The organism is Chryseobacterium defluvii (assembly GCF_014204415.1).
GTDB classification, from domain to species: Bacteria; Bacteroidota; Bacteroidia; order Flavobacteriales; family Weeksellaceae; genus Chryseobacterium; species Chryseobacterium defluvii_A.
The window spans coordinates 244076-269660 of record NZ_JACHLE010000003.1 but is presented as its reverse complement, the minus strand read 5'-3'; the positions used below and the strand labels follow the sequence as shown (position 1 = coordinate 269660).

The 25585-nt window shown below is 36.2% G+C and carries 24 protein-coding genes; 6 read left to right on the top strand and 18 right to left on the bottom strand.

Going from position 1 to position 25585, the window contains the following annotated elements; translation table 11 throughout:
* Nucleotides 1-34: 34 nt before the first annotated feature.
* The 6 genes from HNP38_RS12805 to HNP38_RS12780 all read right to left on the bottom strand — a co-directional run bounded on the left by HNP38_RS12805 (nucleotide 35) and on the right by HNP38_RS12780 (nucleotide 10258).
* On the bottom strand, nucleotides 35-2245 hold the full coding sequence (locus HNP38_RS12805) for a TonB-dependent receptor (protein WP_228461061.1): 2211 nt from the start codon (nucleotides 2243-2245) through the stop codon (nucleotides 35-37).
* Nucleotides 2149-3354, bottom strand: a complete 1206-nt coding sequence (locus HNP38_RS12800; protein ID WP_184190119.1) for a PepSY-associated TM helix domain-containing protein — start codon at nucleotides 3352-3354, stop codon at nucleotides 2149-2151. The genes HNP38_RS12805 and HNP38_RS12800 overlap by 97 nt, the downstream gene beginning before the upstream one ends.
* A 39-nt stretch (nucleotides 3355-3393) precedes the next feature.
* Nucleotides 3394-5529 carry a TonB-dependent siderophore receptor gene (locus HNP38_RS12795; protein WP_184190117.1) on the bottom strand — a complete coding sequence of 712 codons (2136 nt, stop codon included), beginning with the start codon at nucleotides 5527-5529 and terminating at the stop codon, nucleotides 3394-3396.
* Between the two features lie 149 nt (nucleotides 5530-5678).
* Nucleotides 5679-8750 (bottom strand): preprotein translocase subunit SecA, encoded by a 3072-nt coding sequence (gene secA, locus HNP38_RS12790; protein ID WP_184190115.1) that lies wholly within the window; start codon nucleotides 8748-8750, stop codon nucleotides 5679-5681.
* A 124-nt stretch (nucleotides 8751-8874) separates the two neighbouring features.
* Nucleotides 8875-9096, bottom strand: coding sequence for a DUF2795 domain-containing protein (locus HNP38_RS12785; RefSeq protein WP_002662059.1), 222 nt, complete (start codon nucleotides 9094-9096; stop codon nucleotides 8875-8877).
* 139 nt (nucleotides 9097-9235) lie between these two features.
* The gene (locus tag HNP38_RS12780) at nucleotides 9236-10258 is read right to left on the bottom strand and encodes a GDP-mannose 4,6-dehydratase (RefSeq protein WP_184190113.1); all 1023 of its coding nucleotides are present in this window, start codon (nucleotides 10256-10258) and stop codon (nucleotides 9236-9238) included.
* Nucleotides 10259-10341: 83 nt separating this feature from the next.
* On the opposite strand from HNP38_RS12780, the gene HNP38_RS12775 reads away from it, so the two are divergent.
* Both HNP38_RS12775 and HNP38_RS12770 read left to right on the top strand, forming a co-directional pair.
* Complete coding sequence (locus HNP38_RS12775) at nucleotides 10342-11139, top strand: DUF2797 domain-containing protein (RefSeq protein WP_184190111.1); 798 nt, start codon at nucleotides 10342-10344, stop codon at nucleotides 11137-11139.
* 36 nt (nucleotides 11140-11175) lie between these two features.
* On the top strand, nucleotides 11176-13833 hold the full coding sequence (locus tag HNP38_RS12770; RefSeq protein WP_184190109.1) for a hypothetical protein: 2658 nt from the start codon (nucleotides 11176-11178) through the stop codon (nucleotides 13831-13833).
* Nucleotides 13834-13854: 21 nt separating this feature from the next.
* Here the strand turns inward: HNP38_RS12770 and HNP38_RS12765 are convergent, their stop codons facing one another.
* A complete protein-coding gene (locus HNP38_RS12765) occupies nucleotides 13855-14196 on the bottom strand; it encodes a hypothetical protein (protein WP_184190107.1) in 342 nt (113 codons plus the stop codon).
* 177 nt (nucleotides 14197-14373) lie between these two features.
* Between HNP38_RS12765 and HNP38_RS12760 the strand changes: the two genes are divergently transcribed.
* Both HNP38_RS12760 and HNP38_RS12755 read left to right on the top strand, forming a co-directional pair.
* Nucleotides 14374-14568, top strand: a complete 195-nt coding sequence (locus tag HNP38_RS12760) for a hypothetical protein (protein ID WP_184190105.1) — start codon at nucleotides 14374-14376, stop codon at nucleotides 14566-14568.
* Nucleotides 14569-14694: 126 nt separating this feature from the next.
* Nucleotides 14695-15741 carry a PA0069 family radical SAM protein gene (locus tag HNP38_RS12755; RefSeq protein ID WP_184190103.1) on the top strand — a complete coding sequence of 349 codons (1047 nt, stop codon included), beginning with the start codon at nucleotides 14695-14697 and terminating at the stop codon, nucleotides 15739-15741.
* A gap of 109 nt (nucleotides 15742-15850) precedes the next feature.
* Here HNP38_RS12755 and xrtF read toward each other — a convergent pair whose 3' ends face one another.
* The 3 genes from xrtF to HNP38_RS12740 form a co-directional block, all read right to left on the bottom strand.
* Nucleotides 15851-16384 carry an exosortase family protein XrtF gene (gene xrtF, locus HNP38_RS12750; protein WP_184190100.1) on the bottom strand — a complete coding sequence of 178 codons (534 nt, stop codon included), beginning with the start codon at nucleotides 16382-16384 and terminating at the stop codon, nucleotides 15851-15853.
* A 171-nt stretch (nucleotides 16385-16555) separates the two neighbouring features.
* Nucleotides 16556-17320, bottom strand: a complete 765-nt coding sequence (locus HNP38_RS12745; protein ID WP_184190097.1) for a GLPGLI family protein — start codon at nucleotides 17318-17320, stop codon at nucleotides 16556-16558.
* A gap of 68 nt (nucleotides 17321-17388) precedes the next feature.
* Nucleotides 17389-17598, bottom strand: a complete 210-nt coding sequence (locus HNP38_RS12740) for a hypothetical protein (protein WP_184190095.1) — start codon at nucleotides 17596-17598, stop codon at nucleotides 17389-17391.
* 249 nt (nucleotides 17599-17847) lie between these two features.
* Here HNP38_RS12740 and HNP38_RS12735 point away from each other — a divergent pair, with 249 nt between their 5' ends.
* Entirely contained in the window at nucleotides 17848-18216 is a 369-nt protein-coding gene (locus HNP38_RS12735; protein ID WP_184190092.1) for a helix-turn-helix domain-containing protein, read from the top strand.
* Nucleotides 18217-18301: 85 nt separating this feature from the next.
* Here HNP38_RS12735 and HNP38_RS12730 read toward each other — a convergent pair whose 3' ends face one another.
* The 6 genes from HNP38_RS12730 to HNP38_RS18020 all read right to left on the bottom strand — a co-directional run bounded on the left by HNP38_RS12730 (nucleotide 18302) and on the right by HNP38_RS18020 (nucleotide 22182).
* On the bottom strand, nucleotides 18302-18463 hold the full coding sequence (locus HNP38_RS12730) for a bacteriocin-like protein (protein WP_184190090.1): 162 nt from the start codon (nucleotides 18461-18463) through the stop codon (nucleotides 18302-18304).
* A 71-nt stretch (nucleotides 18464-18534) separates the two neighbouring features.
* Complete coding sequence (locus tag HNP38_RS12725; protein ID WP_184190088.1) at nucleotides 18535-19485, bottom strand: isopenicillin N synthase family dioxygenase; 951 nt, start codon at nucleotides 19483-19485, stop codon at nucleotides 18535-18537.
* 307 nt (nucleotides 19486-19792) lie between these two features.
* Nucleotides 19793-20056, bottom strand: a complete 264-nt coding sequence (locus HNP38_RS12720; protein WP_184190086.1) for a hypothetical protein — start codon at nucleotides 20054-20056, stop codon at nucleotides 19793-19795.
* A 33-nt stretch (nucleotides 20057-20089) separates the two neighbouring features.
* Nucleotides 20090-20341 (bottom strand): hypothetical protein, encoded by a 252-nt coding sequence (locus tag HNP38_RS12715; protein WP_184190084.1) that lies wholly within the window; start codon nucleotides 20339-20341, stop codon nucleotides 20090-20092.
* Nucleotides 20342-20416: 75 nt separating this feature from the next.
* Nucleotides 20417-20677, bottom strand: coding sequence for a hypothetical protein (locus tag HNP38_RS12710; RefSeq protein ID WP_184190082.1), 261 nt, complete (start codon nucleotides 20675-20677; stop codon nucleotides 20417-20419).
* 5 nt (nucleotides 20678-20682) lie between these two features.
* Complete coding sequence (locus tag HNP38_RS18020) at nucleotides 20683-22182, bottom strand: ADP-ribosyltransferase domain-containing protein (RefSeq protein WP_228461060.1); 1500 nt, start codon at nucleotides 22180-22182, stop codon at nucleotides 20683-20685.
* 127 nt (nucleotides 22183-22309) lie between these two features.
* On the opposite strand from HNP38_RS18020, the gene menD reads away from it, so the two are divergent.
* Nucleotides 22310-23995, top strand: a complete 1686-nt coding sequence (menD, locus tag HNP38_RS12700; protein ID WP_184190080.1) for a 2-succinyl-5-enolpyruvyl-6-hydroxy-3-cyclohexene-1-carboxylic-acid synthase — start codon at nucleotides 22310-22312, stop codon at nucleotides 23993-23995.
* Here menD and HNP38_RS12695 read toward each other — a convergent pair.
* Complete coding sequence (locus HNP38_RS12695) at nucleotides 23984-24610, bottom strand: aminotransferase class IV (protein ID WP_184190078.1); 627 nt, start codon at nucleotides 24608-24610, stop codon at nucleotides 23984-23986. The genes menD and HNP38_RS12695 overlap by 12 nt on opposite strands.
* Complete coding sequence (locus HNP38_RS12690) at nucleotides 24594-25571, bottom strand: aminodeoxychorismate synthase component I (RefSeq protein WP_184190077.1); 978 nt, start codon at nucleotides 25569-25571, stop codon at nucleotides 24594-24596. Before HNP38_RS12690 ends, HNP38_RS12695 begins: the two co-directional genes overlap by 17 nt.
* Nucleotides 25572-25585: the final 14 nt, after the last annotated feature.

Sequence of the window (25585 nt, the reverse complement as noted above, 5' to 3'; positions counted from 1 at the left end):
CCAAAGATAGGGCTTTCATTTTTATTTAGATTAATTAAAATTTATATTCGATCATGAATGTTCCTCTCATACCAAGCGAGTTGGTAAAATCATTGTCTCTTGCAGCCCACCAGGAAATTGCAGGTTGATAGAGCTTATTGAACACGTTCTCAATACCTAATGATACCTTCCAGTTTTGATTGACTTCATAGCTTGATTTAAAATTAAAAACAGTATACTCCGGAACCCTTCCTTCTCCATACACATATAAACCTGTTTTGGTACTTGGGTCAAATCTGTCCTGCTTAAAGGCATGAAGCATATCCAATCCTACAGATAAAGACCGAATAGGCTTTACCTGAACATAAGCCAGGATTTTAGGGGCAGAAATTCTGCTGTTATTGATCTTGGCCGAATAATCTCCATCGTCTTTTAATGAAGTAATACCCTCCATCCAACTGTAGCTTCCTCCAAAATTGATCCATTTTACAGGAGTGAAATGCAAAAATCCTTCAACTCCATATACTACTTCCGGTGCTCTCTGGATGGTGAGTGCCCTGTCAGGACTTTGAATAAAAGTTGCTCCTAATTTTGAAGTACTTACATAAGATGTTACTTCATAGTTGACCCACTTTGAGAGTTGTCCTGTAGCACCCAATTCATAGTTGTTAACGATAATGGGTTTTGTTTCAAGGTTGGTAATCGTATCGGATGTGGAGGTTCGTAAGATCCTTCCAAGCTCATTAATAGAGTAGGCCTGTGAGAAACTTCCGAACAGATTGATGGAAGAGTTAATATTATAACGGATACCGATGTTGCCAACTAAAGCATTGTATTCCAGATTTCCGCCCTGTACAAATATGCTTTTTGTGAAAGTACCATCCGCTTTAAGGGTTGAAAGAGTATCAAAATCACCTACTTTCACTTTCATATTTTCATAGCGGAGCCCTCCTTTGATCGTTAATTTTTTCAGCAGATCAATTTTAACCAAAAGGAACGGGGCGATATTGGTCATATCCATATCCGGGGTCCAGTAGCGGCCGTCTTCGAGTTTCTGAACAGTCTGGTCATTAAGGATATCCACTCCGTAAATGACTTCTCCCTGAGATTTCTGGGTATTCCACAATTGAGTGTCGAAATTAAGTCTTGCGCCCTTTTTTTCTGAAATTACATTAGACTGCCCGCCGTTGAAAAAAGTATCACTATATCCGTAAACCGTCCTGAAATCCTGATAATAAAGATTAACGTTTAATGAAGTACCACGGAACAGGTTTTTATTGTCATAACTTAGTTTATAGTTGTGGTTTCTCGGAGTTCCCTGTGGAGTGGTATCGAGATTTAAGCCTCTTCCTTCACCGATCGTAGGAGTGATGCCATATTTTCCTGTTTTCAATCCCAGATCCAGATCGGATTTTGATGCATAACCAATGTATGATGCTTCAATCCGTTGATTATCATTGATATTGTAACCCAGTTTCAGCATCCCGTTATAATTATCCATTTTTGCGGGGCTGTAGGTCGGACTGAGGTTAACACCGTCCGCATCTTTCAGGTAGCCGGTCCTTTCATAGGCTAAAGAAGCAACATAATCAAAATTTTTGGTGATCTGCCCTGATAATAGCTGGCTGGCTCTGAAACCCAACGTCCCGCCATAAGGTTGGCCGGTAATGCCGATTTGTGAAATTCCTGAGATGTTTTTATCCGATTTGCTTTTTCTTGTGATATAATTGATAATCCCTCCGTCTGCGCCGTTTCCGTAGATAGATGAAGCCCCTTTTATCACTTCTATTCTTTCAATAACAGAAGGGTCTATTACTCTCAGGTCTCTTCCCCCGTTTCTGAGTGGAGTAGACTGGGGAATTCCGTCGATCAGGACTAAAACCTGGCGCCCTCTGAGGGTCTGTCCTGTGTTTGAAGTCTGTCCTGTGCTTGTTGCCAGACTCGGCACCGTGTATTGCAGGATGCTTGTAATATCTGAATTGACGGTCAGCTGAGCCTGTACCTGCTTTTCGCCGACAATGGTAACGGAACCCGGAATTTCTTTAATGTTTTCTTTCTTCCTTGAGGCCGTTAATATAATCTCGTCTACATCTTTAGTTTGTAAACTGTCCTTCACTTGTGCAGATAGAGTAACGGTTCCCAGACACGCTACTGATAAAAGAGCTTTTCTCATTGTATTTTCTTTCCTTGTTTTTTTCTTTTTCCCCACCAGATCATAAAACCCGTTACAGGTAATGAAGTACAGATCAAACCAGCCAGGAACCATATGATCTTCCCAAACAGTCCAAGATAAGAACCGGTGTGGATATCATAATTGGCATTAGCATATTTTTCAGCATTGCTGAGATTCTGATGAGGTTTATTTAATAATAGTTTTCCTGAATATTTGTCAAAAACCAACTGGTTTCTTTCGCTGAATCTTCCGTCTTTCTGATAAACAGTGACGGGGATGTTCTTTAATTCTTTTCCTTTTTTATTTTTTCCGTTCAGGGGAATCCTGAAGCTTGATGATGCCGGATAAAGCTTTTTGGTTTCCTGCACAGTGAGGTCAAAAACAGCACTGCTTTTTGCTAAAGCAGAGTCCGGAGATTTGATTTCCTTTTCTTTTGGAAGGTCAATGGAGCCGGATAAGGCGAGGTTGAATACTTTTTTTACATAAGGATAAGCAAAATAGATCCCCGAAAGGCTCAGAAGTAGGGCAACAAACGATGCGTAAAACCCTAAAACATTGTGAAGGTCATAATTTTTGCGTTTCCAGGTTTTTACATTCTTCCAGTCAAACCCGAAGCGGCCTTTTCTTGCATTTCTGTTTTTAGGCCACCACAGGATGATCCCTGTGATCAGCATGAAGATAAAGATTACTACAGGAATCCCGATCACGTATTTCCCCCATTCAGAATTGAGAAGAAGGCTCCAGTGAATAGATTTTAAAATAGGGAAGAGGTCATACTTTTCATTATACACTCCCAGAATTTCTCCGGTATATTGATTAACGTAAACCAATTTGTTAATCTTTATTTCCTCAAAATAATTCCAGGCTTTCTTATTCTTTTCATAATAGAGAAACCCGTAGGATTTATTTTTGTCCAAAGGGATCTCAACAGAGCTTACCGGGTAGTCTTCATTGATTTCGGAAGCAACTTTTTCACGGAGAATATTGAGTGATAAAGGCTTTTCTTTAATGGTTTCCTTCCTGAGACAAAGAACTTCCTTACGTGTATAGTTTTGTATCTCATCCTTGAAAACATATAAAGTACCGGTTAAAGAAACAATGAACACAATGATACCAACGGATAAGCCAAACCACAAATGCAGTTTGGCAGACCATTTTTTGATGAAAGAAGGTTTCTTTTTATGTAGATGTTTCTTCCTCATATCAAAAAGTTAACTGTTTGCAGCTAACTTTTGGGTGTTTTAAAATTTGTATCCTATTGATAATCTCCAGTTTCTAGGTGCATCAGCCTGATAGTAATAATAAGCACCATAAGGAGAGCCGGAATATAAATATCTGTTGAATACATTGAAAACATTCAACCCTAATCGAAACTTAGTGTTTTCCCAGGAAAGGCCGGCATCAAATTTTACATAATCGGCCATATCTATCTGTGCGCTTGTACTTGCCCATGCCCAGGTACTTCTGTCAGCAAGGTATGTCCCTCCGAAACTTAGGCCGAATCCTTCAAGATCACCTTTGGTAAATGTATAATTTAACCATCCGTTTGCCGTATGTTTTGCATATCCCGGAACTCTCATTCCAACCGGATTACTTGCGGGATCATTAGATTCAGTGACTTTATTCTCTGTGAATGCATAATTGAAGATAGCATTAAATCCTTTTGTGATCTCTCCTTTTAAGTCAAATTCTACTCCCTGAACTCTTGTTTTCCCTAATATGATGGAGAAGCTTTCATTGGCAGTATTTGTTGGATCAGCAGTGGTAGCATTTCTTTTCAGGATGCTATAAACAGATAGAGTTGTATTCCATTTTCCGTTGAACCAGTCTCTTTTTACCCCTACCTCCAGGTTATTCCCGGTGATTGGCTTGGCAATCTCTCCATTTCTGAAAATAGCAGCTTGGGGAACAAATGCCTGGTCATATAAACCATACACGGATGTGTTTGGATCAATAGAATAGCTTATACCAAGGCGGGGTGTAATTTTCTCAGCGTCTGCTTCCGTACCATAGGAGTTCTCTTTTACGGTCGTATAACGGGCTGCAAGGGTTATTCTTAGAGCATCATTAAAGAACCCTAATTCATCCTGAACATATAAGCCGGTATAGTTTTGTTCGATTGTTCCATAAGGAGTGGCCCTTTGTACCAGAGGCTTGGTTCCGTCAAATGTCGGATAGCCGTTGCTTGGCGGAGTGTAGGTCGTAGAATGGATATTGAAAGGGTTAGCCATTGTGTCTAAGGCTCCTCCCTGATTCCAGTCGGCTAAGTATTTTTTAGAGCCCAGATCCAACCCGGTTAATATTTTATGAGAGACATTTCCTGTTTTAGCATATCCGTTTAGAAAAACCTGCCCGAATTTCATCACATTGCTTGCTTCCCAGAAGTAAAGAGCCCTGACCATAGTTCCGTCCGGATTAAATGCTCCCGGCCAGATATCGCTTCCCAGGGTATATTCGTTGATATAGCTTAACTGAGATGTTAACTTCCAGTTTTCATTGAATTTATGCTGTAAATTTACGTTTACCGTGTGATTGTCTACATTGGTTGGGTCAATTCCCGGATCTGAGATCGTATAATCAACCGGTTTTGTACCATAACCATCATAGCTGAAAACATAAGCAGAACCTACTTCAGACATTTTGGCTTTCTGGTAAATGTATTCTGTAGTTAAAGTGGTTTTATCAGAAAGATTGACTTTTAAAGACGGATTAATGATATATCTGTCATTAAATTCATATTTTCTGAAGCTTTTTCTGTTTTGAGCCATTAAATTTAATCTGAAGAAAACTTTATCGGTGATTTTGGTGTCAATATCGGCTTCCCCTCTGTACATATTGAAGCTTCCTAAAGTTACTCTTGCAGAGCCGTTGAAAGACTGCCCTGTCGGCTTTTTAGTAACGATATTATAAATTCCGCTTGGCTCACCGTTAGACATTAAAAAGCCGGATGGCCCTTTAATGAATTCGATATGATCTACAAAGCTCATATCTTCGCTTAATGGGCCCCAGTTTGAAGTAACATTTACTCCGTTCATGAAAGCTGCTGCTCTTGATCCTCTCATGTTTACCCGGGTATACATATCACCCCAGTGTTCAAGTCTTTGCGCCCCGGCAACATTTCTAAGAACACCATCGCTTAAAGTTGTTACCTGCTGATCTTCCAGTGCTCTGTTGGTAATGATAGAAATATTCTGGGGAATTTTGATAAGCTCCTCATCTAAACGAAGAGAAGAAGATCCTTCTTTTTCCACATATTTTTTATAATATTTTCCGTTGACTACAACTTCTTCAATATCATTAGACTTTACAGAGTCCTTTTCTTGTGCAAAAGTTATGATAGAGCCTAACAGGGAGGCACAGATCAGTACGTTTTTCATGTAAGCAATTTTTTTGCAAATATATTGTTTTTAATTATTCTAAATAAACCATAAAATTGATTTTTATCATAAAATTAATATCCATAGAATAATAAAAGCCGCGTCAACCATGTTGACGCGGCTTTTAAGTATGCTTAATTAGGTCTTTCTTAAGCCGGGATTTCTCCTTTGTATAAGAAAGAAATAATCTCTTTGTTCAATTTGTCGATCATTTCACTGAAAAGATGGAAAGATTCCTGCTTATAAATCACAAGCGGGTCTTTCTGCTCATAAACGGCCCCTTGTGAAGATCTTCTCAAATCATCCATTTCACGTAGATGAAGTTTCCAGTTTTCATCAATAATGGCTAAAGTAATGTTCTTTTCAAAATCATTGATTAAACTATCACACTGCGTTTCATAAGCTTCTTTCAGGTCGGTAACAATAGTCATGGTCTTGTGGCCGTCTGTGAAAGGAACCTGGATCATTTTAAACATCGATCCCTGGTTTTGATATACATTCTCAATGATCGGGAAAGATTTTTCTTTTAAAAGATTAAGTTTCATCTGGTAATCCTCCTGAGCAGCCTTGAAAAGAATATTGGTAAGATCCTGAACCGTTTTGTTTTTGAAATCATTTTCAGAAACAGGGGATTCCATGGTGAAATTCTTAATGATATCGAATTCAAAATCCTTATAGTTCCCGTTTGCTTTACCTTTTGAAACAATAGAATGGGAAACATCAAAGATCATGTTGGTAATGTCATACTTCAGGTGATCTCCGAATAAGGCATTCTTTCTTCTTTTATAGATCACATCACGCTGCTTGTTCATTACATCATCATACTCAAGAAGCCTCTTTCTGATCCCGAAGTTGTTCTCTTCTACCTTCTTCTGTGCTCTTTCAATAGACTTGGTGATCATGGAGTGCTGAATAACCTCACCTTCCTTATGACCCATTCTGTCCATCATTTTAGCAATTCTTTCAGAACCGAACAAACGCATCAGGTTGTCTTCCAGGGAAACATAGAACTGAGAGCTTCCAGGGTCTCCCTGACGTCCCGCTCTACCTCTGAGCTGTCTGTCAACACGCCTTGAATCGTGCCTCTCAGTACCAATGATCGCTAAACCTCCTGCATCTTTTACTTCTTTTGTAAGCTTGATATCCGTACCACGGCCCGCCATGTTCGTTGCAATAGTTACTACTCCCGGCTGTCCTGCTCCCGCAACAATTTCTGCTTCCTTTTTGTGAAGCTTTGCATTCAATACCTGGTGTGGGATTTTTCTTAGTTGAAGGGCTTTTGAAAGCAACTGAGAAATTTCAACAGAAGTTGTACCCACAAGTACAGGCCTTCCGGCTGCTGTTAAGCTCTCAACCTCTTCAATAACCGCATTATATTTTTCTCTGTTTGTTTTATAGACCAAGTCTTGTCTGTCGTTTCTTAAAATAGGACGGTTGGTAGGAATTACCACTACATCCAGTTTATAGATCTGCCAAAGCTCGCCAGCCTCAGTTTCGGCTGTACCGGTCATCCCCGCAAGCTTGTTGTACATACGGAAATAATTCTGAAGTGTAATAGTCGCAAAAGTTTGGGTTGCAGCCTCAATTTTTACATTTTCCTTAGCTTCGATCGCCTGGTGAAGCCCGTCTGAATAACGGCGCCCTTCCATGATACGTCCCGTCTGCTCATCAACGATCTTTACTTCACCATCTATCACCACATATTCATCATCTTTTTCAAATAATGTATAGGCTTTTAATAGCTGGCTCATCGTGTGAACACGCTCGGATTTTTCAGCAAATTCACTGAAAAGTTTTTCTTTAGCTTCAAATTCCTCTTCTTTAGATAAATTTTTGGCTTCAAGCTCTGCAATTTCAGTACCGATATCCTGAAGAACGAAGAAGTTAGGATCCTCATTCCCTTGGGACATATAATCAATTCCTTTATCTGTAAGATCAACCTGATTGTTTTTCTCCTCAATCACAAAATAAAGATCTTTATCTACGATCGGCATATCACGGTTGTTATCCTGCATGTACTGGGCTTCAGTCTTTTGAAGTAAGGCTCTGTTTCCGCTTTCTGATAAAAATTTGATCAGCTGTCTGTTTTTCGGAAGGCCTCTGTATGCCTGAAGTAATTTAAAGCCGCCTTCTTTTGTGTTTCCGGCAGCAATTAATTTTTTGGCTTCATTGAATATGGTAGAAACTGTTTTTTTCTGAACTTCAACAATTCTGTCGATAGAAGGTTTAAGCACATCAAATTCCTGTCTGTCTCCCTGTGCAACGGGACCGGAAATGATCAATGGTGTTCTTGCGTCATCTACCAGTACGGAGTCCACCTCGTCCACAATGGCAAAGTTTAATTCTCTTTGTACCAGTTCGGATGGCGATGTTACCATGTTATCTCTCAGGTAGTCGAAACCGAATTCATTGTTAGTTCCGTAAGTAATATCTGAGTTATAGGCTTTTCTTCTTCCGTCTGAGTTGGGCTGGTGGTTATCGATACAATCGATCGACATTCCGTGGAACTGGTAAAGCGGTCCCATCCATGCAGAGTCCCTTTTGGCAAGGTAGTCGTTCACGGTTACTACGTGAACTCCTCTTCCTGGGAGGGCATTCAGATAGATAGGAAGAGTTCCCACCAAAGTTTTACCTTCGCCGGTTGCCATCTCGGCAATTTTACCACTGTGAAGAATAACCCCACCGATAAACTGAACGTCATAATGAACCATATCCCACACAACAGGAGTTCCTGCAGCATCCCATGAGCTTTTCCAAACGGCAGTGTCTCCCTGAATTTCAACAAAATCTTTAGTGGCAGCCAATTCTCTATCCCAATCGGTGGCTTTTACGCGGATCTCTCCGTTTTCTGCCCATCTTCTTGCCGTTTCCTTTACTAATGCAAAAGCATCAGGAAGAAGCTGGCCAAGAATTTTTTCTTCAATTTCGTAGGATTCTTTTTTCAGAGATTCAACCTTTGAGAAAAGAGCTTCTTTTTCATCAACGTTGGTTGAATTCTTTATCTGCTCTTTAATCTGTTCTATTTGAGCTGTTATTTTGCTGGAAGCAGATTTTATATTTTCTTTAAATTCAGCAGTTTTTTCTCTCAACCCGTCATCAGATAATTGCTGAATACTAGGTTCTACAGCTTTGATTTTTGTTACAACTTTTTTTACTTCTTTCAGGTCCTGCGCTTTTTTGTCTCCCAAAAACCCCTTAAGAACTTTGTTTAAAAAACTCATACATTTTTTGCTTTATGCTTAAAGCAATATGCTTTAAGCGTTTTTAACAACACGCCTATCGTGCCAATTTGATATTATAAAAAAGGGAATAAGCTTTAAGCATATTGCCTAAAGCTTATTACTTTTAATATTCGTCTTCGTTCCAAAGGAAATCCTCATCCGTTGGGTAGTCACTCCAGACTTCTTCAATGGATTCATAAATTTCTCCTTCATCTTCAATGGCCTGAAGGTTTTCTACTACTTCCATAGGTGCACCAGTTCTGATCGCATAATCAATAAGCTCTGCTTTTGTCATTGGCCAAGGTGCGTCACTTAAATATGAAGCTAATTCTAATGTCCAGTACATAATTTTCTAATTTTTTGCAAAAGTATAAAAATAGGTTATAAAATAAACTTTTTTATGCTTGATTTTCAATTCTTTTTACTATTTTTTGTTCATGCTATGTAACAAGCCGTACTACAACCTGCCTATAGCAATTCCGTTGTCATTTTCTCAAAAACCATTCCACAAATTTTTTTATGCCATTTTGGAAATGGGTGTCTGGTTTGTACCCGATTAATGTTTTGGCCTTGGTAATATCGGCATTGGTTTTCTGCACATCTCCTGGTTGCATAGGCATTGTTTTTTTAGAGGCTTTTTTATCCAGTGTTTCCTCAATGGTAGAAAGCATTTCGGATAAATTGATCACTTCGCTTTCTCCAAGATTAATGATCTCATATACCCTGGAATTGTTTTCCAGATAGCGGATAGATTTGGTAATCCCGTCAATGATGTCATCAATATAGGTATAATCTCTTGCAGTCGATCCGTCCCCATAGAATGGGATCTGCTGATTTTCCGCAATAAGCCGGGTAAATTTATGGATGGCCAGGTCAGGCCTCTGCCTTGGCCCGTAAACAGTGAAAAACCGTAACTGGATCATGTCAATATTGTATAACTGATGATAGACATGACCAAGTATTTCACCACATTTCTTGGTGGCGGCGTAAGGAGAAATAGGATTGTCCACATTATCCGTTTCAGCAAAAGGGATTTTTTCGTTATTTCCATAAACACTTGAAGAAGAGGCGCAAACAAATTTTTTGATGTTGAAATCTTTACACAGTTCCCAAAGATTCATTGTTCCGCGAATGTTTACTTCCTCGTATTCCAATGGCCTTTCAATCGAGGGGCGAACTCCGGCAAGAGCCGCCAGATGGACCGCCAGATCGATCTTATGCTCCCGGAATATATTTTCAAGACCGTTTTTATCCCGGATATCCTGATAGTATAGGGTGTAATTATCTGATTTTGATATTGAAATCAAATTTTTAATATCAGTTTCCTTATCAGAAAAATCAAAGTCAGAAGACTGGCCTAAAGACTCCAGGGTATTTTTAATTTTGATCCGATAATCGTAAAAATTATCAAAGTTGTCAATGTTTATGACAGAATGTCCATTTTTAAGCAATTGTTCTACCAAATGAGAACCAATAAATCCGCTTCCTCCGGTTACAAGATAAATCATCCGTGATTTTTTATTAGCGCAAAAATATGAAATTTACTTTTTGAAAAAATATTCATTAAATTTACTTAAAAAAGAGAACAGTTATGCAGTTTCAAGGGCAAATTTTAAAGATGACGAGCTATGATGCTCAACCCATACAATATTATCTTAACCTTTCGGGAGACCTGATCCACATGAATGAATTGTTCGGAAAGGAACTTACTATACAGCATACAGGATTTCAATGTGTGAATTGTGGAGAAAATAAGCCGATCTACAGAATGGGTTTCTGCAAAAGCTGTTTTTTTGAGAGCCCTTATGCCAGCGATACTATTATCCGTCCAGAGCTTTCTACAGCCCACTTAGGAGTTGCAGAACGTGATCTGGAAGTGGAAAAAGAAATTCAGCTCCAGCCACACACAGTGTATCTGGCGTATACCGGAGAAATAAAAGTAGGAGTGACCCGAAATACCCAGATCCCGACACGATGGATCGATCAGGGAGCTACATTTGCATTGCCCATCGCAAGAACAGAGAACCGTTATGAGGCGGGAATGATAGAAGTTGCTTTAAAGCAGCATGTACCGGATAAAACAAGTTGGAAAAAAATGCTTCAGGATGATTTTGAAGGAGAAATAGACTTGGCAGATTTTCAGCAAAAGGTGAAGCAATACTTTCCCGAGGATTTCCAAAAATTCTATAGTGAAGGTGAAAATTTATGGAAGTTTGATTACCCGTTTGAAAAGCCCGAGAAAGTAAACTCTTTTACTTTGGATAAAAAACCTGAATTTTCGGGTCGGCTGACAGGAATAAAAGGCCAGTATCTTGGTTTTGAAGGTGGAGATTTTATCAATGTAAGAGGACATGAAGGATATGTGATTCGTTTGAATGTAAAAAATTAATCATATATTTAGAATGTAATTCACCAAATTACAAATATGAATAAATGGGTTAAAAAGATACTGATTGCAGTTGGAGTTTTGTTAATAATTTTTTTATTGGCAAACTTCGGCTTAAATATCTGGCTGAAAACCCGGCTTCCCGATTACATAAAAAACAATACTGATTATAAAGTTTCCTATAAAACGCTGGATGTAGATATAGGGACCGGAAACATTATTTCAACAGGAATCTCGGTAAATAGTAAAAATCCTCAAAACACTAATGTTATTGGGCTTCAGGGAACAATCGATACGCTAAAGATCAGTCGTCTGGGTATTTATGATGCTGTTTTTAAAGGGCAGATCAGTTCTTCGGATCTTCTGCTGGCCAGGCCGGATCTGAATGTCACCCTTGCAAAACCTATTGATCATAAAACGGGAAAAAAAAGAAATCCCGTGTTATTTGATAACATAAGGATCAATAACGGAAATATTAATATTTTCAGACATACAAAACAAAAATTTCTATCGGTGAGCCAACTGGATCTGTCTGTTGAAAACCTGCAAATGACGGAAAAGTCTGTAGAAAACAAATTACCTGTTGTCTTTGATCGTTATGATATTAAAGGAAAGAACTTTTTCTTTCGTCCGGATAACCTGTATGTCCTGAGAATCGATAAAATTACCACCACGAACGGGCAGATGGCTGTGGATAATCTCAGGCTGATCCCTCTATTGACCTTCGAACAATTCAAAAGGTTTTATCCTCAAAAACCAAAGCTGTTCCAGATTGATATTCAGAAAATGGAATTTACGGATGTGGTGTTGAAAAAAAATAAAATTTCTTTAGCGAATGCCGGCTTTCAAAACCCTGTTTTGTCGATCTATACAACCAATGCCGCGGTCAAAAAATCAGATAAACCGCTGAATTATGAAGTAGATCTGGAGAACATAAAACTGAATAATGCTGTCGTTCAGGTGATGAAGCCGGATGGAAATAAATTGTTCTTTGCCCGAAACCTGAATGTAAATATCGATCAGCTAAAGCTTAATAAAGAAACACAGGAAGAAGTCATCCCGGTAGGATACAAAGACTTCCGGCTTTCGGGAAATGATATTCTTTTTTCCAATCACAGGACGATCAGTGCGGGAAGTATAGCACTAAACCCTAAAAGCGGAGAGCTGAGAAATGTTTCAATTGTTCCCGGTACGCCCGTTTCCGGGGAGACTGCGATAGATCTGTCGGTATCTCATGTTGCCTTCAATGTTAATAAATGGGAATTCATTGATAAGAAACTGAATCTGGATGTAAAGGATGTTTTGGTGGATAATGTAAAAGGAACGATCAAAGCCGGAGAACAGAAAGCCCGGGGAAAGGCTAATCTAAAAGGTATTCAGTTTCCTGTTGTTATAAGAAAGGTAACCCTGAAAAACTCAAATATTGTTTATGATAAAGGAAATCAGCCTTTAGCCTTTAATGATCTGAATGCAACTATTAACGATATCGAGCTGAACGAAAAATCCGGACATGGCGGGATTGCCGTAAAAACAAAAGATTATGTGATCACCACAAAAAACTTTGCCTACAGGACAAAATTCTATAATATGAGCGCTGGGCTTTTGAAAGTGAACAAGAATAAAGCTCAGATCAGTAATTTTACTATGAAGCCTCTCATTTCGAGAGCACAGTTTATCAAAATGATACCCGTGGAAAAAGACCTGTATGATCTGAAAGTAAGCCAGATAAATGCAGACGGCAGTTGGGATCTCTTTTCACAGAATAAATTCATCAATGCATCCCATGTGACCATTCAATCGGCAGATGCCAATATTTTCAGAAGCAAGATCCCCAAAGATGACCCGAAAGAGAAACCTTTGTATTCCAGAATGCTCCGTTCCATAACATTCCCTGTCTCTGTTGATCATCTGAATGTAAAGAATTCCGTTTTAGTTTATGAAGAAGATACTCCGGAGAGTGCAGGACCTGGAAAGCTGACATTCGGAAACTTCAATATGGATGTAAAAAACCTGAATTCTGCTAAGACTAAAGGAAAACCGACCCGTGTGGATATCCGGATCGAGTGCTCCTTTATGAATCTGGCACCTTTGGCTGTAAACTGGAATTTTGATGTTGCCGATCAGAGAGACGTGTTTGCCATTTCAGGCAGAACGGTCAATCTTCCGGCTCAGGGAATCAATCCCTTCATTCGGCCTTATCTTCATGTAACGGCAACGGGAACTATCCAGGAGATGCTTTTTAACTTTAAAGGGAACCCGGAAAAGATATACGGTACATTTAATCTAAGGCATAAAGATTTGAAAGTAGCTATTTTGGATAAAAATAACCGTGAAAAAAAAGGAGTCCTTACTGCAATCGCCAATCTGGTCGTACGATCCAACTCCGGGAAGCTGCCCCAGGCTGTCAATATAGAAGATATACCGCGAGACCCGACGAAATCTTTCTTTAATTTATTCTGGCGGGGAATAGAAAGCGGGCTTAAAAAGACCCTTATCGGGAAAAATATCGATAAGACAGAGAAAACAGTTAAAAATACGGTTTCTGCAGTAAAAGATATGAAGCAATCTGTGAAAGAGCTGAAAAATGAAATCAACTCAATACAGCATGATAAAAAATCTGCCTCACCGGATGAGAAAAAGAAAAAAGGATTGTTCAGGAAGGTCTTTAAGAAAAAAGAAAGCCCTGAAACTGAATGATTTCGGGGCTGCTATATATATTTAAAGATTGAATTCATCACTTTCATGAACGGGAATATCTCTTAAAAATGCATCAAAATCTTCACCGGAATAGTTACTGTCTGCCCCATAAGAATCAATGATCATTCCTAAATTTCCGTCCGTGTCTTTCACAATATACAATACTGCATTATCATCAGGGCTGCTGTCCCCTTCAAAGCGGTATGTTTTGAGAATGCTTAGATCGGAAGGTAGGTAATTTTTGCCGGAATTTTCGAATTTCATTTCGCCCGAATCATTCATTCTGAATTCCCGCGTTATCCCTCTTTGAGAGATCTTTTCCATGACCTGGCTCAATGTGGCCATTTGCTCTGAACTTTCCATTGTATTATATTTTAACAGATTACTACAATAATTAAACCATTATTGGTCAGAATCCTTAGTCGAAATGAATTTATATTTTTCTTAAAAAAAGTAATGAATGTTAACAAAATTTATAATTGACAAGAAACGAATGGGTACACTTTTTGCAATAGCCAAAGCATAAAAATCAGACAAAATATGAAAAAAGAAGTTGGAGTATTACTGGCAGGCGGAGTAGGCCTTTTAGCAGTACTGGGTTTTTTAGGAATTAAGAAAATTTTACATAGAAAAGATAAAAAATATTGGGAATCTTATTCAGATTATCACAGGCACTTTGATGGAAAAAATCATGATGATGAGTATCATGGTGTTGAATTTTATGCACTGAAGTAGTAAAAAAAATATATTTAATTAGTTTTTTAATCCAATGCTTTTCTTTAGGTATTGGATTTTTTTGTGGAAAACTTTAGTGTTAAAACTCATTATTTTAAAAAAGTTCCATTCTAATTTTACACAGAAATGCAGAATGAGAATATCATAAAAGGACAAGGTGCCCAGCGAAATGTGATCAACCGTTTCGACAGGTATACGTATGAGCCTGAAGATGAAGATCTCGAAGCTGTAAAGACCACTTTCACGGAAGTTTTTCCAAAAACAATTGTCAATCAGGTAAAAAGTGAAGATCTTCCCATGGAATATTCCATGAATCCTTATCAGGGATGTGAGCATGGATGCTCTTATTGCTATGCAAGGCCTACCCATGAATATTGGGGCTACAGTGCAGGAGTTGATTTTGAAAGAAAAATTATGGTAAAGAAAAATGCCCCTGAACTGCTGGAAAAATTTTTCCGGAAAAGAGGATATAAGCCGGCCCCTATTTTACTTTCAGGGAATACAGACTGCTATCAGCCCGCAGAAAGACAATTTGAAATTACCAGGAAACTTTTGCAGGTCTGTCTGGACTACAGGCATCCGGTAAATGTCCTGACAAAAAATGCATTGGTTCTGAGGGACCTTGATATTTTGAAACCAATGGCTGAACAGAATCTGGTGTCCGTATCTTTAAGTATCCCCACAATCAATGAAGACCTGAGGCGAAAAATGGAGCCGAGAACCAGTTCGGCAAAAAACAAATTGAAAGCTGTGGAAATCCTGTCGGAAAATGAAATTCCTGTTAACGTGATGATTGCGCCAATGATTCCGGGATTGAACAGTGATGAAGCATTGAACATTCTGAAAGCAATATCAGATGCAGGAGCTTCAAGTTTCGGGTATACTTTAGTAAGATTAAATGATACCGTTGAACCGGTGTTTGTACAATGGATTGAGAGCTGTTTTCCGGACAGGGCCCAAAAAGTTTTGAACTTAATCCGTTCAATGAGGGGCGGGAAGCTTGGAGGAAAAAGATATTTTGACAGGCAAAAGGGTGAGGGGAATATTGCTGAAATGATCCATAATACCTTTAAAATAGGGAGAAAAAAATATTTTGAAGGAAAGGAATTTCCAAAGCTTTCAACGGCAGGTTTTACTGGGACTAAAGACCAACAGTTGAGATTGTTTGATTGACTACGTTTTTCCGCTACAGATTTTCACAGATCTCGAAGCTATGCAGCACATAAGCGTAATATTTTAGCAGTAACATCTGTGAAAATCTGTGTATCTGTGGTAACTAATTTTATTCTTTATTATCTTTCTTTAGTGCAAAAAACTTAATCCAAATTAGCCATAATAATACAACACTCCCATAGATTACAGCAGGGAAGAAATAATCATGACATATTTTGCTAAAAGACTTGTAATCTACAAGTATAATATTAAGTCCTACTATTCTTAGTACGTTCATTATATGTAGGAAAACTATTCCTATTAATATAAAAATTATTGTTTTAAAACCTTTATAAAATGCAGAAACAAAAGAAATAAAAAGTATCATTACAGAAATAGAATTACATCCTTCAACCATTCTGGAAATACATTGGTTTCTTATATTGAAACAAACTGTTTCATGTTGGGGATAATCTACAAGAGTAGTTGTATAACTAAAAAAATCTTGAATTTTTGCACTTTGTGATGCTACCCATCGTGAATAAGGATCAAGCCCAGTAGAAGTAAAATAATTTAGATAACTTTGATAAATACCCAATAAAAATAAATAGATAAATATAAATCTTATAAGAATAATAAGGGTGGGTTTAAAATCTTTTAACATAAAAATAACTTCAATTTGTAAAGTAATGAGAAACTTTAATAAGTTAAGAAAAAATCTAATTTTTTTCTATTTATTTGAGTAAAGCAATATAATCAGAAATTAAAAAAAACATCTGTAATAAAACAGATGCTCTATTAACATTAAAGTTAGTTTTATTTAATTTATACTTAATTATTCAATATCTAATTGAGGAGATTCTTTTATTCTCCTTTGGTTGGATTGTTCCATTCTGCGTTTTTCATTAGGATCATCGAAGATCATTCCACTAAGATCAGAAAGTGCATTATATTTTATTTCTTTCGTTTTCTTTTTTGGAAATTCCTTATAACTTTTATCTTTAGGAAGCGGAACTATTTTTACTTTCTTTTTAAACTGACTGAGTGTAAATAAGTATTCTGCTTTTTCATCATATATATTTACAATAATACCTGGAAGTCCAGAAAATTTATACGGACCAAAATTTAATGGTAAATCTTCCGTATACCACGCAATCCATTTTCTGCCATAAGCAGTTGTAACAGCTTTTCTTGTTTTATAGCCAGAATAAACCTTTATATCTTTGAGAATAGTCCACTTAAGAGCAACAGGTTCGATATATTTAATTTTAGCGTCTACTACTTTCTCGTAGACGTTATATGTACTATTCTTTTTTACTACTTCTTCTCCAAGTGCTGTACTGTAATTCATACCTGCCATAAAATCATTGCTCTTTATCTTTCCATTTGTTTTTAGAGAGTCCAGAACATACTGATTTGTACTTGTATAATAACTTGTATTCTCTTTAGTGTTTATAAATAAGAGAAATTGTTCAGTATTCTTTTTTTTATAAATAGGATATTCTACATCATAAGTGACAAAGAAATCAGTTTTAATATTTTGTGCAGTATATTTAGTTGAGACTATAAATAATAATAAAAATGCAAATAATTTTTTCATAAGGTAAATATGCTAAAAAAAGCAGAACGAAAACATTCTGCCTTTCTTATTAATATATTGATTTTATATTAACGAGTGATAGTAATATGTTGTGGAATTGTACTACAAAGATCATAGTTAATCGCAGCTACATATTGTTGCATTTGAGCATCTGAAACATTGTCAGATGTCTGGAGTGAAGCTTTTTTTCCACAAGTTGTAGTTACAGTCCAATACGTTGTTGCAAAAGTTGCAATAGAACATAAAAGCATACCAGTTACTAATAGTTTCTTTTTCATAATTTAATTGTTTTTAAATTGTTAATTATTAATTCGAGGTTCAAATATATAATTATAATTCTATATTTTGAGAGTTTTTTTATTATGTTAAACTGTTTGTTTAACGTGGTTTACATTGATAATAAAATTTTTCATAATTTTTTTTATCGTTATTTTTACATGACGAAAATAGAAAATAATATTTGACAGTTTTATAACAAATTTTTCTAATTTTCAGAAAAAAATTTCTGAATTATTTATCTTTACAATATGATAATAGGTGCAAAGCTTAAACAAGCAAGAGAAAGAAAAAAGATGAGCCAAGATGAACTGGCTCTCTTATTGAATACAACTCAAAAAACAATCTCCAACTGGGAAAGTGATAAGAGTGTTCCTTCATTAGATCATTTGTCTAAAATAGAAACTGTTTTAGAGGTTGATATTTTATCATGGTTAGCAGAAAAAGGCATTACTTTTAATCAGCATAATGATAAGGGCGATAACGCAGCCATTATCAATAAAACTTTTTCTGAGGAATTAAAGGAACAATACGAAATGAGATTACAGGAAAAGGATAAGAGTATTGAAGACCTAAAAAACGAAATACTTTTTTTGCGAAAAGTAATAGAAAATAAATAGACTTTTTTAGTATAAACTTGAAAAAATAAAAACCGCTCCCAAAGGAACGGTTTCTTATTATAATGTGTAAATTATAAAAGATCTTCTACATAGAATCATCCGGGCATTTGAAATCATTGCTGCAGGTTGCACAAATGACAACACCGTTGCAATAATACATACAAAATTCAGGTTCCGGAAGTTTAATTCCTCCTGCTCCGGAAATACTTTTTAACTGTCCTTTACTTAGTTTTTTTAAATTTTTCATATTGTTTTGATTTAAAATTTGATGCTAAAGTAAAGATATGGTTAAAAAATGAAATTAATAATACTTTAGTATTATTTTTTTATTAATCCTAATTCAATCAGTCTTTCATGCAGGAATTCCCCGGCAGTGGTATCTTCATATAGTTTCGGATTATTTTCATCCACACAATTTTCCAGAGCATTGAGTGACATCTCACTTATAGGGTGCATGAAGAAAGGAATGGAATATCTTGAAGTTCCCCACAATTCTCTCGGCGGGTTTACCACTCTGTGAATGGTAGATTTCAGTTTATTGTTGGTATGTCTGGACAGCATGTCTCCTACATTGATCATCAGCTCATCCGGTTCTGCAATGGCATCTATCCATTCTCCTTTATGGTTCTGTACCTGAAGGCCTTTCCCCTGAGATCCCATGAGAAGGGTGATCAGGTTGATATCTCCGTGGGCAGCTGCTCTTACCGCATCATTAGGTTCTTCTGTGATCGGCGGATAATGAATAGGCCTTAAAATAGAGTTTCCTTCTGCGATCTTATTATCAAAATAAAACTCATCCAATCCAAGATATAAAGCTAAAGCTCTTAAAACATACTGTCCTGTCTTTTCAAGCATCTGATAAGCTTCCTTACCTACTTCGTTGAATTTTGGAAGTTCTTCAACAGTTACATTGTCAGGATACTCTGCTTTGTATTTTGAATCATCAGACACATATTGTCCGAAGTGCCAAAATTCTTTCAGGTCTCCTTTTTTGAAGCCTTTTGCGGTTTCTTTACCGAATCCTACATACCCTCTCTGGCCTCCAATTCCGGGAATCTCATACTTTTGTTTTGTTTCCACGGGAAGTTCAAAGAAGTTCTTTACCTCTCCATACAGTTCATTCACTAATTGGTCATCAAGAAAATGGCCTTTTAAAGCTACAAAACCAATTTCTTCATAAGCTTTTCCGATTTCATTTACAAATTTCTGTTTGCGTTCCGGGTCACCCGAAAGGAAATCACGCAGGTCTACACTAGGTATTTTATCCATTTTTAGAAATTTAATGTCCTGCTAAAATACATTTTTTTGTTTATTGATTTTCAGCTTTTTTCAACTCATCTAAAATTTCATATACTAATCATAGTTTCAAGAGTGAAGATTATGAAAAAATAGAATTACAAGGAAAACAGTGAACATATTATACTCTTTGAAATTGAATGTTTTCTATCTGTTTAACTCAGTAATTGAAATAACACAATGAATTTGGGTAATGGGGATAAATTTAGAAATCGTATAAAAGCCGTTCAAAAATTGAACGGCTTTTATAAAGTTAAGCTAATTTATGTGATCCATTTGGTTAATTTCCAGAATACTTTTCTTTCAGTTTCTTTTGTTCTTCTAAATATTGGTTCTTTTCTTGGGGAGTCATAAGCAAGAATTTTACTTCTCTAATTTCTTCTGTTATTTTTTTTAGTTCATCAAATTTCGACTGATTATTCTTAATATATTGATCAGCTTCTTTTTTAGTTTGAAAATTAAAATTTTCAAGCAATATTGAAAACTCTTCTTTTCTTTTTAAAAGATTTTTCAATCTATTTGTTAATTCTTCTTTATTTTCCATAAAGTTTATTTTAAATTAATGGTGATTTTATAATTAATCTTCAGAGTATTTTTCTAAATAATCTTTTTGTTGAAGAGGTGTCATAAGTTGCCACTCAATTTTTGATATTTCTTTTCTGATTTTTTCAAGTTCAATAATTTTCGGCTTATTATTACTAATAAAAATTTCACGCTCACTATCTGTCAATCCTAGGGGGTTGTCAAACAGTTTTTTTATTATAAAATCATATTGTTTTATCTGTGATTTTAATTCTTTTAATCTTTTTTCTAAAATTTCATTATTCATGGGGAATTATTTTTCAATTAATGATGGTTTTTATTATAAAATATAAAAACTGCTCAAAAAGAGCAGTCTTAATAATTAATCTTCGGAAAATTTTTCTTTGAGTTTTTTTTGTTCCTCTAAATATTCTACTTTATCTTTAGGAGAAAGTAATTGAAATTTTATTTCCCTAATTCTTTTCTTTGATTCCAAAAACTTCTCAATTTTTTGTTTATTATTTTCTTCAAATTCCTCTGTCATCAAGAACGGATTGTCAAATAACAATTTTTGGAGTTCAGGGTTTTCATTAACAAATTTTTCTAACTTTGATAATTCTATTTTTAATTCTTCTGTATTCATAATCGTTATTTTTCTATTAATTCTATAGTTTTAATTTTTGAAATAAAATCTTCAGGACTAGTTGACTCTCTTATATCTTTTACTTCAAACTTGGTATTTGATTTAAACAACACTTCTTTTTCTGATTTTAGAGTTGATAAATCTTCAATTACTCTTCCATTTTTACCTTTTATTCTTATTAACACCGTATAAGCTCTATTTCTCATAGCTACACCGATTGCGTCCATGTCATATGTACTAGAGGTAAAATGTTTATTCTCAATAGTTTTTCCTATCGTATAATATTCATCTATTTGTTTTGGAGTAAGATTTTCAATTCTATATAACAAACTTTCAGACTGATATTTTGGTAATTTATCCAGTGCTTTGTTCATTAATTCTTTTTGGGTTTTAAATTCTTCTGTCATTGCGATTTCTCCACGAAGAGCTTGATTGAATTTTTTATATCCAGGATTTGTTGTATAAAATCTTAAAATAGCTTCCTCTTCCAAAGATAAATATTTTGCCATATACCTTGTGTTGGAAAGCTCAACTAGGATTTTCTGAAAGGCAGGGTTTTTTCCTAAAACCCTTAAATACTTGGAGTATCTTAATTTTGAAGCTAAAGAAGAAAAACTTTTAAAAGAAACTGTTCCAAACTCAGGTAATAACCCTGCTGTAATGTTTTCCAAGATCGTCCAACGGTCTTCGTCCATTTGTTTTTCAGTGAAATAATTAGCAGTAATTGTCGGTATAAAATAATCTCCTTTATCATCAGGTATTCTCAATGGAGTAAAGGCATCATTTATGCCCAATGTTTCAGAGCTACTTTCTTCGGATGGTGCCCAATTCCCATTTTCATAATAATGAATGGTAAAACCAACCTCAAATTTCTTTTCTTTTTCCAAAAATCCACTCCAATAAACAATTCTGTTTTCAACAACACCATTTTTTAACGTATCTTTCATTTTGAGAGAATAAGAAATCGCGTTTTGATAATCAGAATCTTTCCAGGCATTAATTCCCACTTTTGTCAATGCTATAATGAAATCTTCAACATATTGAGCTTTGAGCTTATTTAAAACTTTTCTTACTATATCAGGATTATTATTAATTTGATTTCCCCACCAAACGCCATTTTTTACTCCTTTCAGCAAATTAGTAATTGAAATATTTTCATTAGTGCCAGATGTATCAATGGATTTTTCGGAAAGGGAAACAAAATCTTTCCAAAGTACTTCATCTGTAAGAGCTTCCAAAACGAAATCAGGAATATTTTCATATAAAGCATCATAATCTTCAGTTGTAGGTTTATAAAAAGCACTATTTTTTCCAAAAGGTGTGCTTAATACATATTCATTGGAAATTTCATCAAATGTTTTGTTGATTCTTATCCCTTCAAAAGAATCTTTACCCTTTCCATAAATTCCTTTTTCAAGTTCTGCAAATTGTATGATACGGCTTCCTCGAAGTATTCGTTTACTTTCTTCGTCAAAATCGTTAATGTCGTCAAAAATATTTTCCATAAATTATGTTTTAGTTGTTTGCTTTTCTGAAACGCTTCTAAAAACAAATGTAAATGGTGGTGACGACAAAACTTGACGTGTTGAAAATTAAGTTTAATAATCTGTAAAAAACTTATAATTTTGCTGTATGAAAAAATATTCTTCCAAGAGAAGTATTCAAATACTTGCCCACCTCCTTCAGCAGTACGGAATTTCAGATATTGTCATTTCACCGGGATCCAGAAATGCGCCGTTGGCCATTCATTTTTCAGAAATTGACAGCTTCAGCTGCTATAGCATAGTAGATGAAAGAAGTGCCGCTTTTGTCGGAATGGGTATGGCTAAAAGTGAGAAGAAACCCGTTGCGATTACTTGTACAAGTGGTTCCGCTGCAGCCAATTATTATCCGGCCGTTACGGAAGCATTTTACCAGAATATCCCGCTTCTGATCCTGACCGCAGACCGGCCGACGGATTATGTGGATATTTTTGACGGACAGACCATTAGGCAGAATAACCTTTTTCATCAGCATTCTTACGGAGATTTCCAACTTTTAGAGGATAGCAAAGAGAATGCGGAGGATATTAATTTTGATACGATTAAAAAAGCGATTGAGCTGTGTTTTGAGAAACAGGGCCCGGTTCACATCAATATTCCTTTGGAAGAACCATTATATGGGCTGGTTTCGGAGCTTCCGATTTTTCCAACGGTAGAAAAGACCATCAAACAGAAAGAATATGAGATCCCTTCCAACCTGGTTGCAGACTGGAATACTTCCCAGAGGATTATGCTTCTGGTGGGAACAAAGGATTACAGCCCTGAACTGGAAAACCAATTGACCCAGCTTGTAAAGAACCATTCCGTTGTTGTTCTGAGCGAGGCTAATTCCAATTTGTATCACGAGAAGTTTTTCAAAAATATTGACCGTTATATTTTTAATTTCACGGAAGAAGATTATAAGACATATGCTCCGGATCTGCTGATCACGATCGGGCAGAATGTAGTTTCCAAAAAAGTGAAACAGTTTTTGAGAAACGCCCGCCCGAAACAGCACTGGCATCTGGATGAGGTATGGCAGCCGGATACTTATTTTGCTTTAACGGAAAAGATTGAAGTAAAACCGGAGCTTTTCTTTTCTAAGTTGTTGAAATTCATAAGCCTTGAGCCGAAGCCTTATTTCAATCTTTGGGATGTTCTCAGGGATAAAAAAGATGCTAAGCACCGGCAGTTTCTTAATCTCGTGGAATTCTCTGACTTTTACTTTTTTAATAGAGCTTCACAAGCTATACCGGAGAATTATAATATTCATTTCAGTAACAGTTCGGCGATCCGGTATGCTCAATTATTTGATTTTGGTAAACGGAGGATCCACTGCAACAGGGGAACGAGCGGAATTGACGGTTCGACGTCGACAGCAATGGGCTTTGCGATTAAAAACCCCAATCCTACCGTATTGATTACCGGTGATTTAAGTTTCTTTTATGATATCAACGGCTTATGGAACCAATATATCCCGCCATTTGTAAGAATTATCATTTTTAATAACGGGGAGGGGAATATTTTCAAGATCATTCCGGGCCCGGGCAATGCCAATCCGAATACATTGGATGAATTTATAGCAACAAAGCATCATAAAAACTCAGAGCATCTTGCCAAACATTTCGGGTTCTCCTATACAAGAGCTGAGGATGAGGCTACACTTGACAGGGTGATGGATAACTTTTTCAAACCAGACATCCGTCCAAAAATATTGGAGGTTTGTTCAGATGGGATGAATAATGCCGAGACATTAAAGGCTTATTTTAACTTTATGAAAGAAGGATTAAAGGTCTAAGTACTCTTCATTGCCCGGTAGATTAATGATCCTGTCAATCGGATAAATGAACATATCATCAAAATCATTTAAAGCGTTAATGATCTGAAAATGTGAGAACTCCTTAATGTTTTGTAAAGTGATGTCTGCCTCCTTGATTTTTTTATGCTTTAAGAGATTCTGTCTTTGTACTCCGTTTAAAAGGTAAGTTTTGGGTGTGAACCAGTCTTTGCCTTTAAGGAATAGGAGATTGGAAAAAGTAGTATCTGTAATATGATTGTTTTTTACAATAATGATTTCTTCGGCTTTAGATTTCATTTTCATTTTTTCCAGTTCCTTACGATCTTCAAACTTAAAGGAATAGTCAAAGCTGTTGTTTTCAACCAGTTGAAAATCATTTATTTCAGGAATAGCATAAGGCAGCATCTGGGTTCTGATCCTTTTATCAAGGTCATACACAATTCTCAGCTTGAATAAGCCGTCTTCATCGTGTTCCAGATTTTTGAATATTTTGGTCAGATCAATAGTGCTTTCTTTCCCAAAATGGGCAAAAGTCTGATCTACACGTTTTTGATGGAATTCCAGAAGGAAAATTTTCTGGTCTTCTACTTTAATGCTTTCAATGAATTGGTACATAGATTTTATTTTTCATTTCCTGATATTCATCTTCTAATCTGCTCATGTGGGTTATCCCGCCACCGCTTTTGAAATATAGTTTGCCATTTTCTTTCTCAATAAAACGGATCATTACACAACTGTCGAGATTTTCACCGTCAAACCAGCCGCATACTCCGGTATAGTATCCTCTGTCATAATCTTCGGCATTGAGAATAATTTCCAGTGTTTTAGACTTTGGAGCGCCTAAAATGGAACCTGCAGGCAGTAGTTTTTTCATAATGCTACCTATTTTCCCATTAAATTCAGCTTTGATATTTCCTGAAATTTCCGAGCTCATGGCATAGAGATCTTTTTGTTGGGTCTTGATGAAGTCGATGTGCTGAAACTGATCGACCTTCACATGATCTGCCACCATGCTCAGATCATTCCGGAGCAGATCTACCACGGTATAATGTTCGGCTTTCTCTTTTATGTCATTCTTTAAAATTTCCTTTGCATTCTCCAATGCTGCATCAATAGTGCCTTTCATGGGATAGGTGAGAATTTTGCCGTCAATGATCTTCACAAAAGTTTCAGGAGAAAAAAATACAAAAAAATCTTTATAAAATACTTTATACTTCGCTTTGGAATGATAAAAAATTTCTTCGAGCGTTAAATTGGTTTCAATCCTGGTCTTCCGGGTATAATTGACCAGATAGGAATTTCCCAGCCGGATATTTCTCTGAACTTCATCAAATCCTTTTTTGAAGCTCTCCGCGCTTTCAGGGAAAGCTATCCATTCAATTTTTTTATTTAAATCGTATCTGTTATCTGTGTTTGAAAATGTTTGAAAATCAATCAACAAGCCTGATTTTTTAGTTTCATCTTCTTTGTAGATCTCGACATTTTCCGAAAGGAAATCAATGATAAAAAAGAAGGGAACTTTCTGAAGAGAAAGCTCATCCATTTCTATAAATTTTTGATGATTCACCGAAAACATTCTGCAAAAATAAT

Coding starts and splice junctions, on each gene's coding strand:
- HNP38_RS12805 (WP_228461061.1), bottom strand. CDS start 2,245: ATGGTTCCTGGCTGGTTTGATCTGTACTTCATTACCTGTAACGGGTTT.
- HNP38_RS12800 (WP_184190119.1), bottom strand. CDS start 3,354: ATGAGGAAGAAACATCTACATAAAAAGAAACCTTCTTTCATCAAAAAA.
- HNP38_RS12795 (WP_184190117.1), bottom strand. CDS start 5,529: ATGAAAAACGTACTGATCTGTGCCTCCCTGTTAGGCTCTATCATAACT.
- secA (WP_184190115.1), bottom strand. CDS start 8,750: ATGAGTTTTTTAAACAAAGTTCTTAAGGGGTTTTTGGGAGACAAAAAA.
- HNP38_RS12785 (WP_002662059.1), bottom strand. CDS start 9,096: ATGTACTGGACATTAGAATTAGCTTCATATTTAAGTGACGCACCTTGG.
- HNP38_RS12780 (WP_184190113.1), bottom strand. CDS start 10,258: ATGATTTATCTTGTAACCGGAGGAAGCGGATTTATTGGTTCTCATTTG.
- HNP38_RS12775 (WP_184190111.1), top strand. CDS start 10,342: ATGCAGTTTCAAGGGCAAATTTTAAAGATGACGAGCTATGATGCTCAA.
- HNP38_RS12770 (WP_184190109.1), top strand. CDS start 11,176: ATGAATAAATGGGTTAAAAAGATACTGATTGCAGTTGGAGTTTTGTTA.
- HNP38_RS12765 (WP_184190107.1), bottom strand. CDS start 14,196: ATGGAAAGTTCAGAGCAAATGGCCACATTGAGCCAGGTCATGGAAAAG.
- HNP38_RS12760 (WP_184190105.1), top strand. CDS start 14,374: ATGAAAAAAGAAGTTGGAGTATTACTGGCAGGCGGAGTAGGCCTTTTA.
- HNP38_RS12755 (WP_184190103.1), top strand. CDS start 14,695: ATGCAGAATGAGAATATCATAAAAGGACAAGGTGCCCAGCGAAATGTG.
- xrtF (WP_184190100.1), bottom strand. CDS start 16,384: ATGTTAAAAGATTTTAAACCCACCCTTATTATTCTTATAAGATTTATA.
- HNP38_RS12745 (WP_184190097.1), bottom strand. CDS start 17,320: ATGAAAAAATTATTTGCATTTTTATTATTATTTATAGTCTCAACTAAA.
- HNP38_RS12740 (WP_184190095.1), bottom strand. CDS start 17,598: ATGAAAAAGAAACTATTAGTAACTGGTATGCTTTTATGTTCTATTGCA.
- HNP38_RS12735 (WP_184190092.1), top strand. CDS start 17,848: ATGATAATAGGTGCAAAGCTTAAACAAGCAAGAGAAAGAAAAAAGATG.
- HNP38_RS12730 (WP_184190090.1), bottom strand. CDS start 18,463: ATGAAAAATTTAAAAAAACTAAGTAAAGGACAGTTAAAAAGTATTTCC.
- HNP38_RS12725 (WP_184190088.1), bottom strand. CDS start 19,485: ATGGATAAAATACCTAGTGTAGACCTGCGTGATTTCCTTTCGGGTGAC.
- HNP38_RS12720 (WP_184190086.1), bottom strand. CDS start 20,056: ATGGAAAATAAAGAAGAATTAACAAATAGATTGAAAAATCTTTTAAAA.
- HNP38_RS12715 (WP_184190084.1), bottom strand. CDS start 20,341: ATGAATAATGAAATTTTAGAAAAAAGATTAAAAGAATTAAAATCACAG.
- HNP38_RS12710 (WP_184190082.1), bottom strand. CDS start 20,677: ATGAATACAGAAGAATTAAAAATAGAATTATCAAAGTTAGAAAAATTT.
- HNP38_RS18020 (WP_228461060.1), bottom strand. CDS start 22,182: ATGGAAAATATTTTTGACGACATTAACGATTTTGACGAAGAAAGTAAA.
- menD (WP_184190080.1), top strand. CDS start 22,310: ATGAAAAAATATTCTTCCAAGAGAAGTATTCAAATACTTGCCCACCTC.
- HNP38_RS12695 (WP_184190078.1), bottom strand. CDS start 24,610: ATGTACCAATTCATTGAAAGCATTAAAGTAGAAGACCAGAAAATTTTC.
- HNP38_RS12690 (WP_184190077.1), bottom strand. CDS start 25,571: ATGTTTTCGGTGAATCATCAAAAATTTATAGAAATGGATGAGCTTTCT.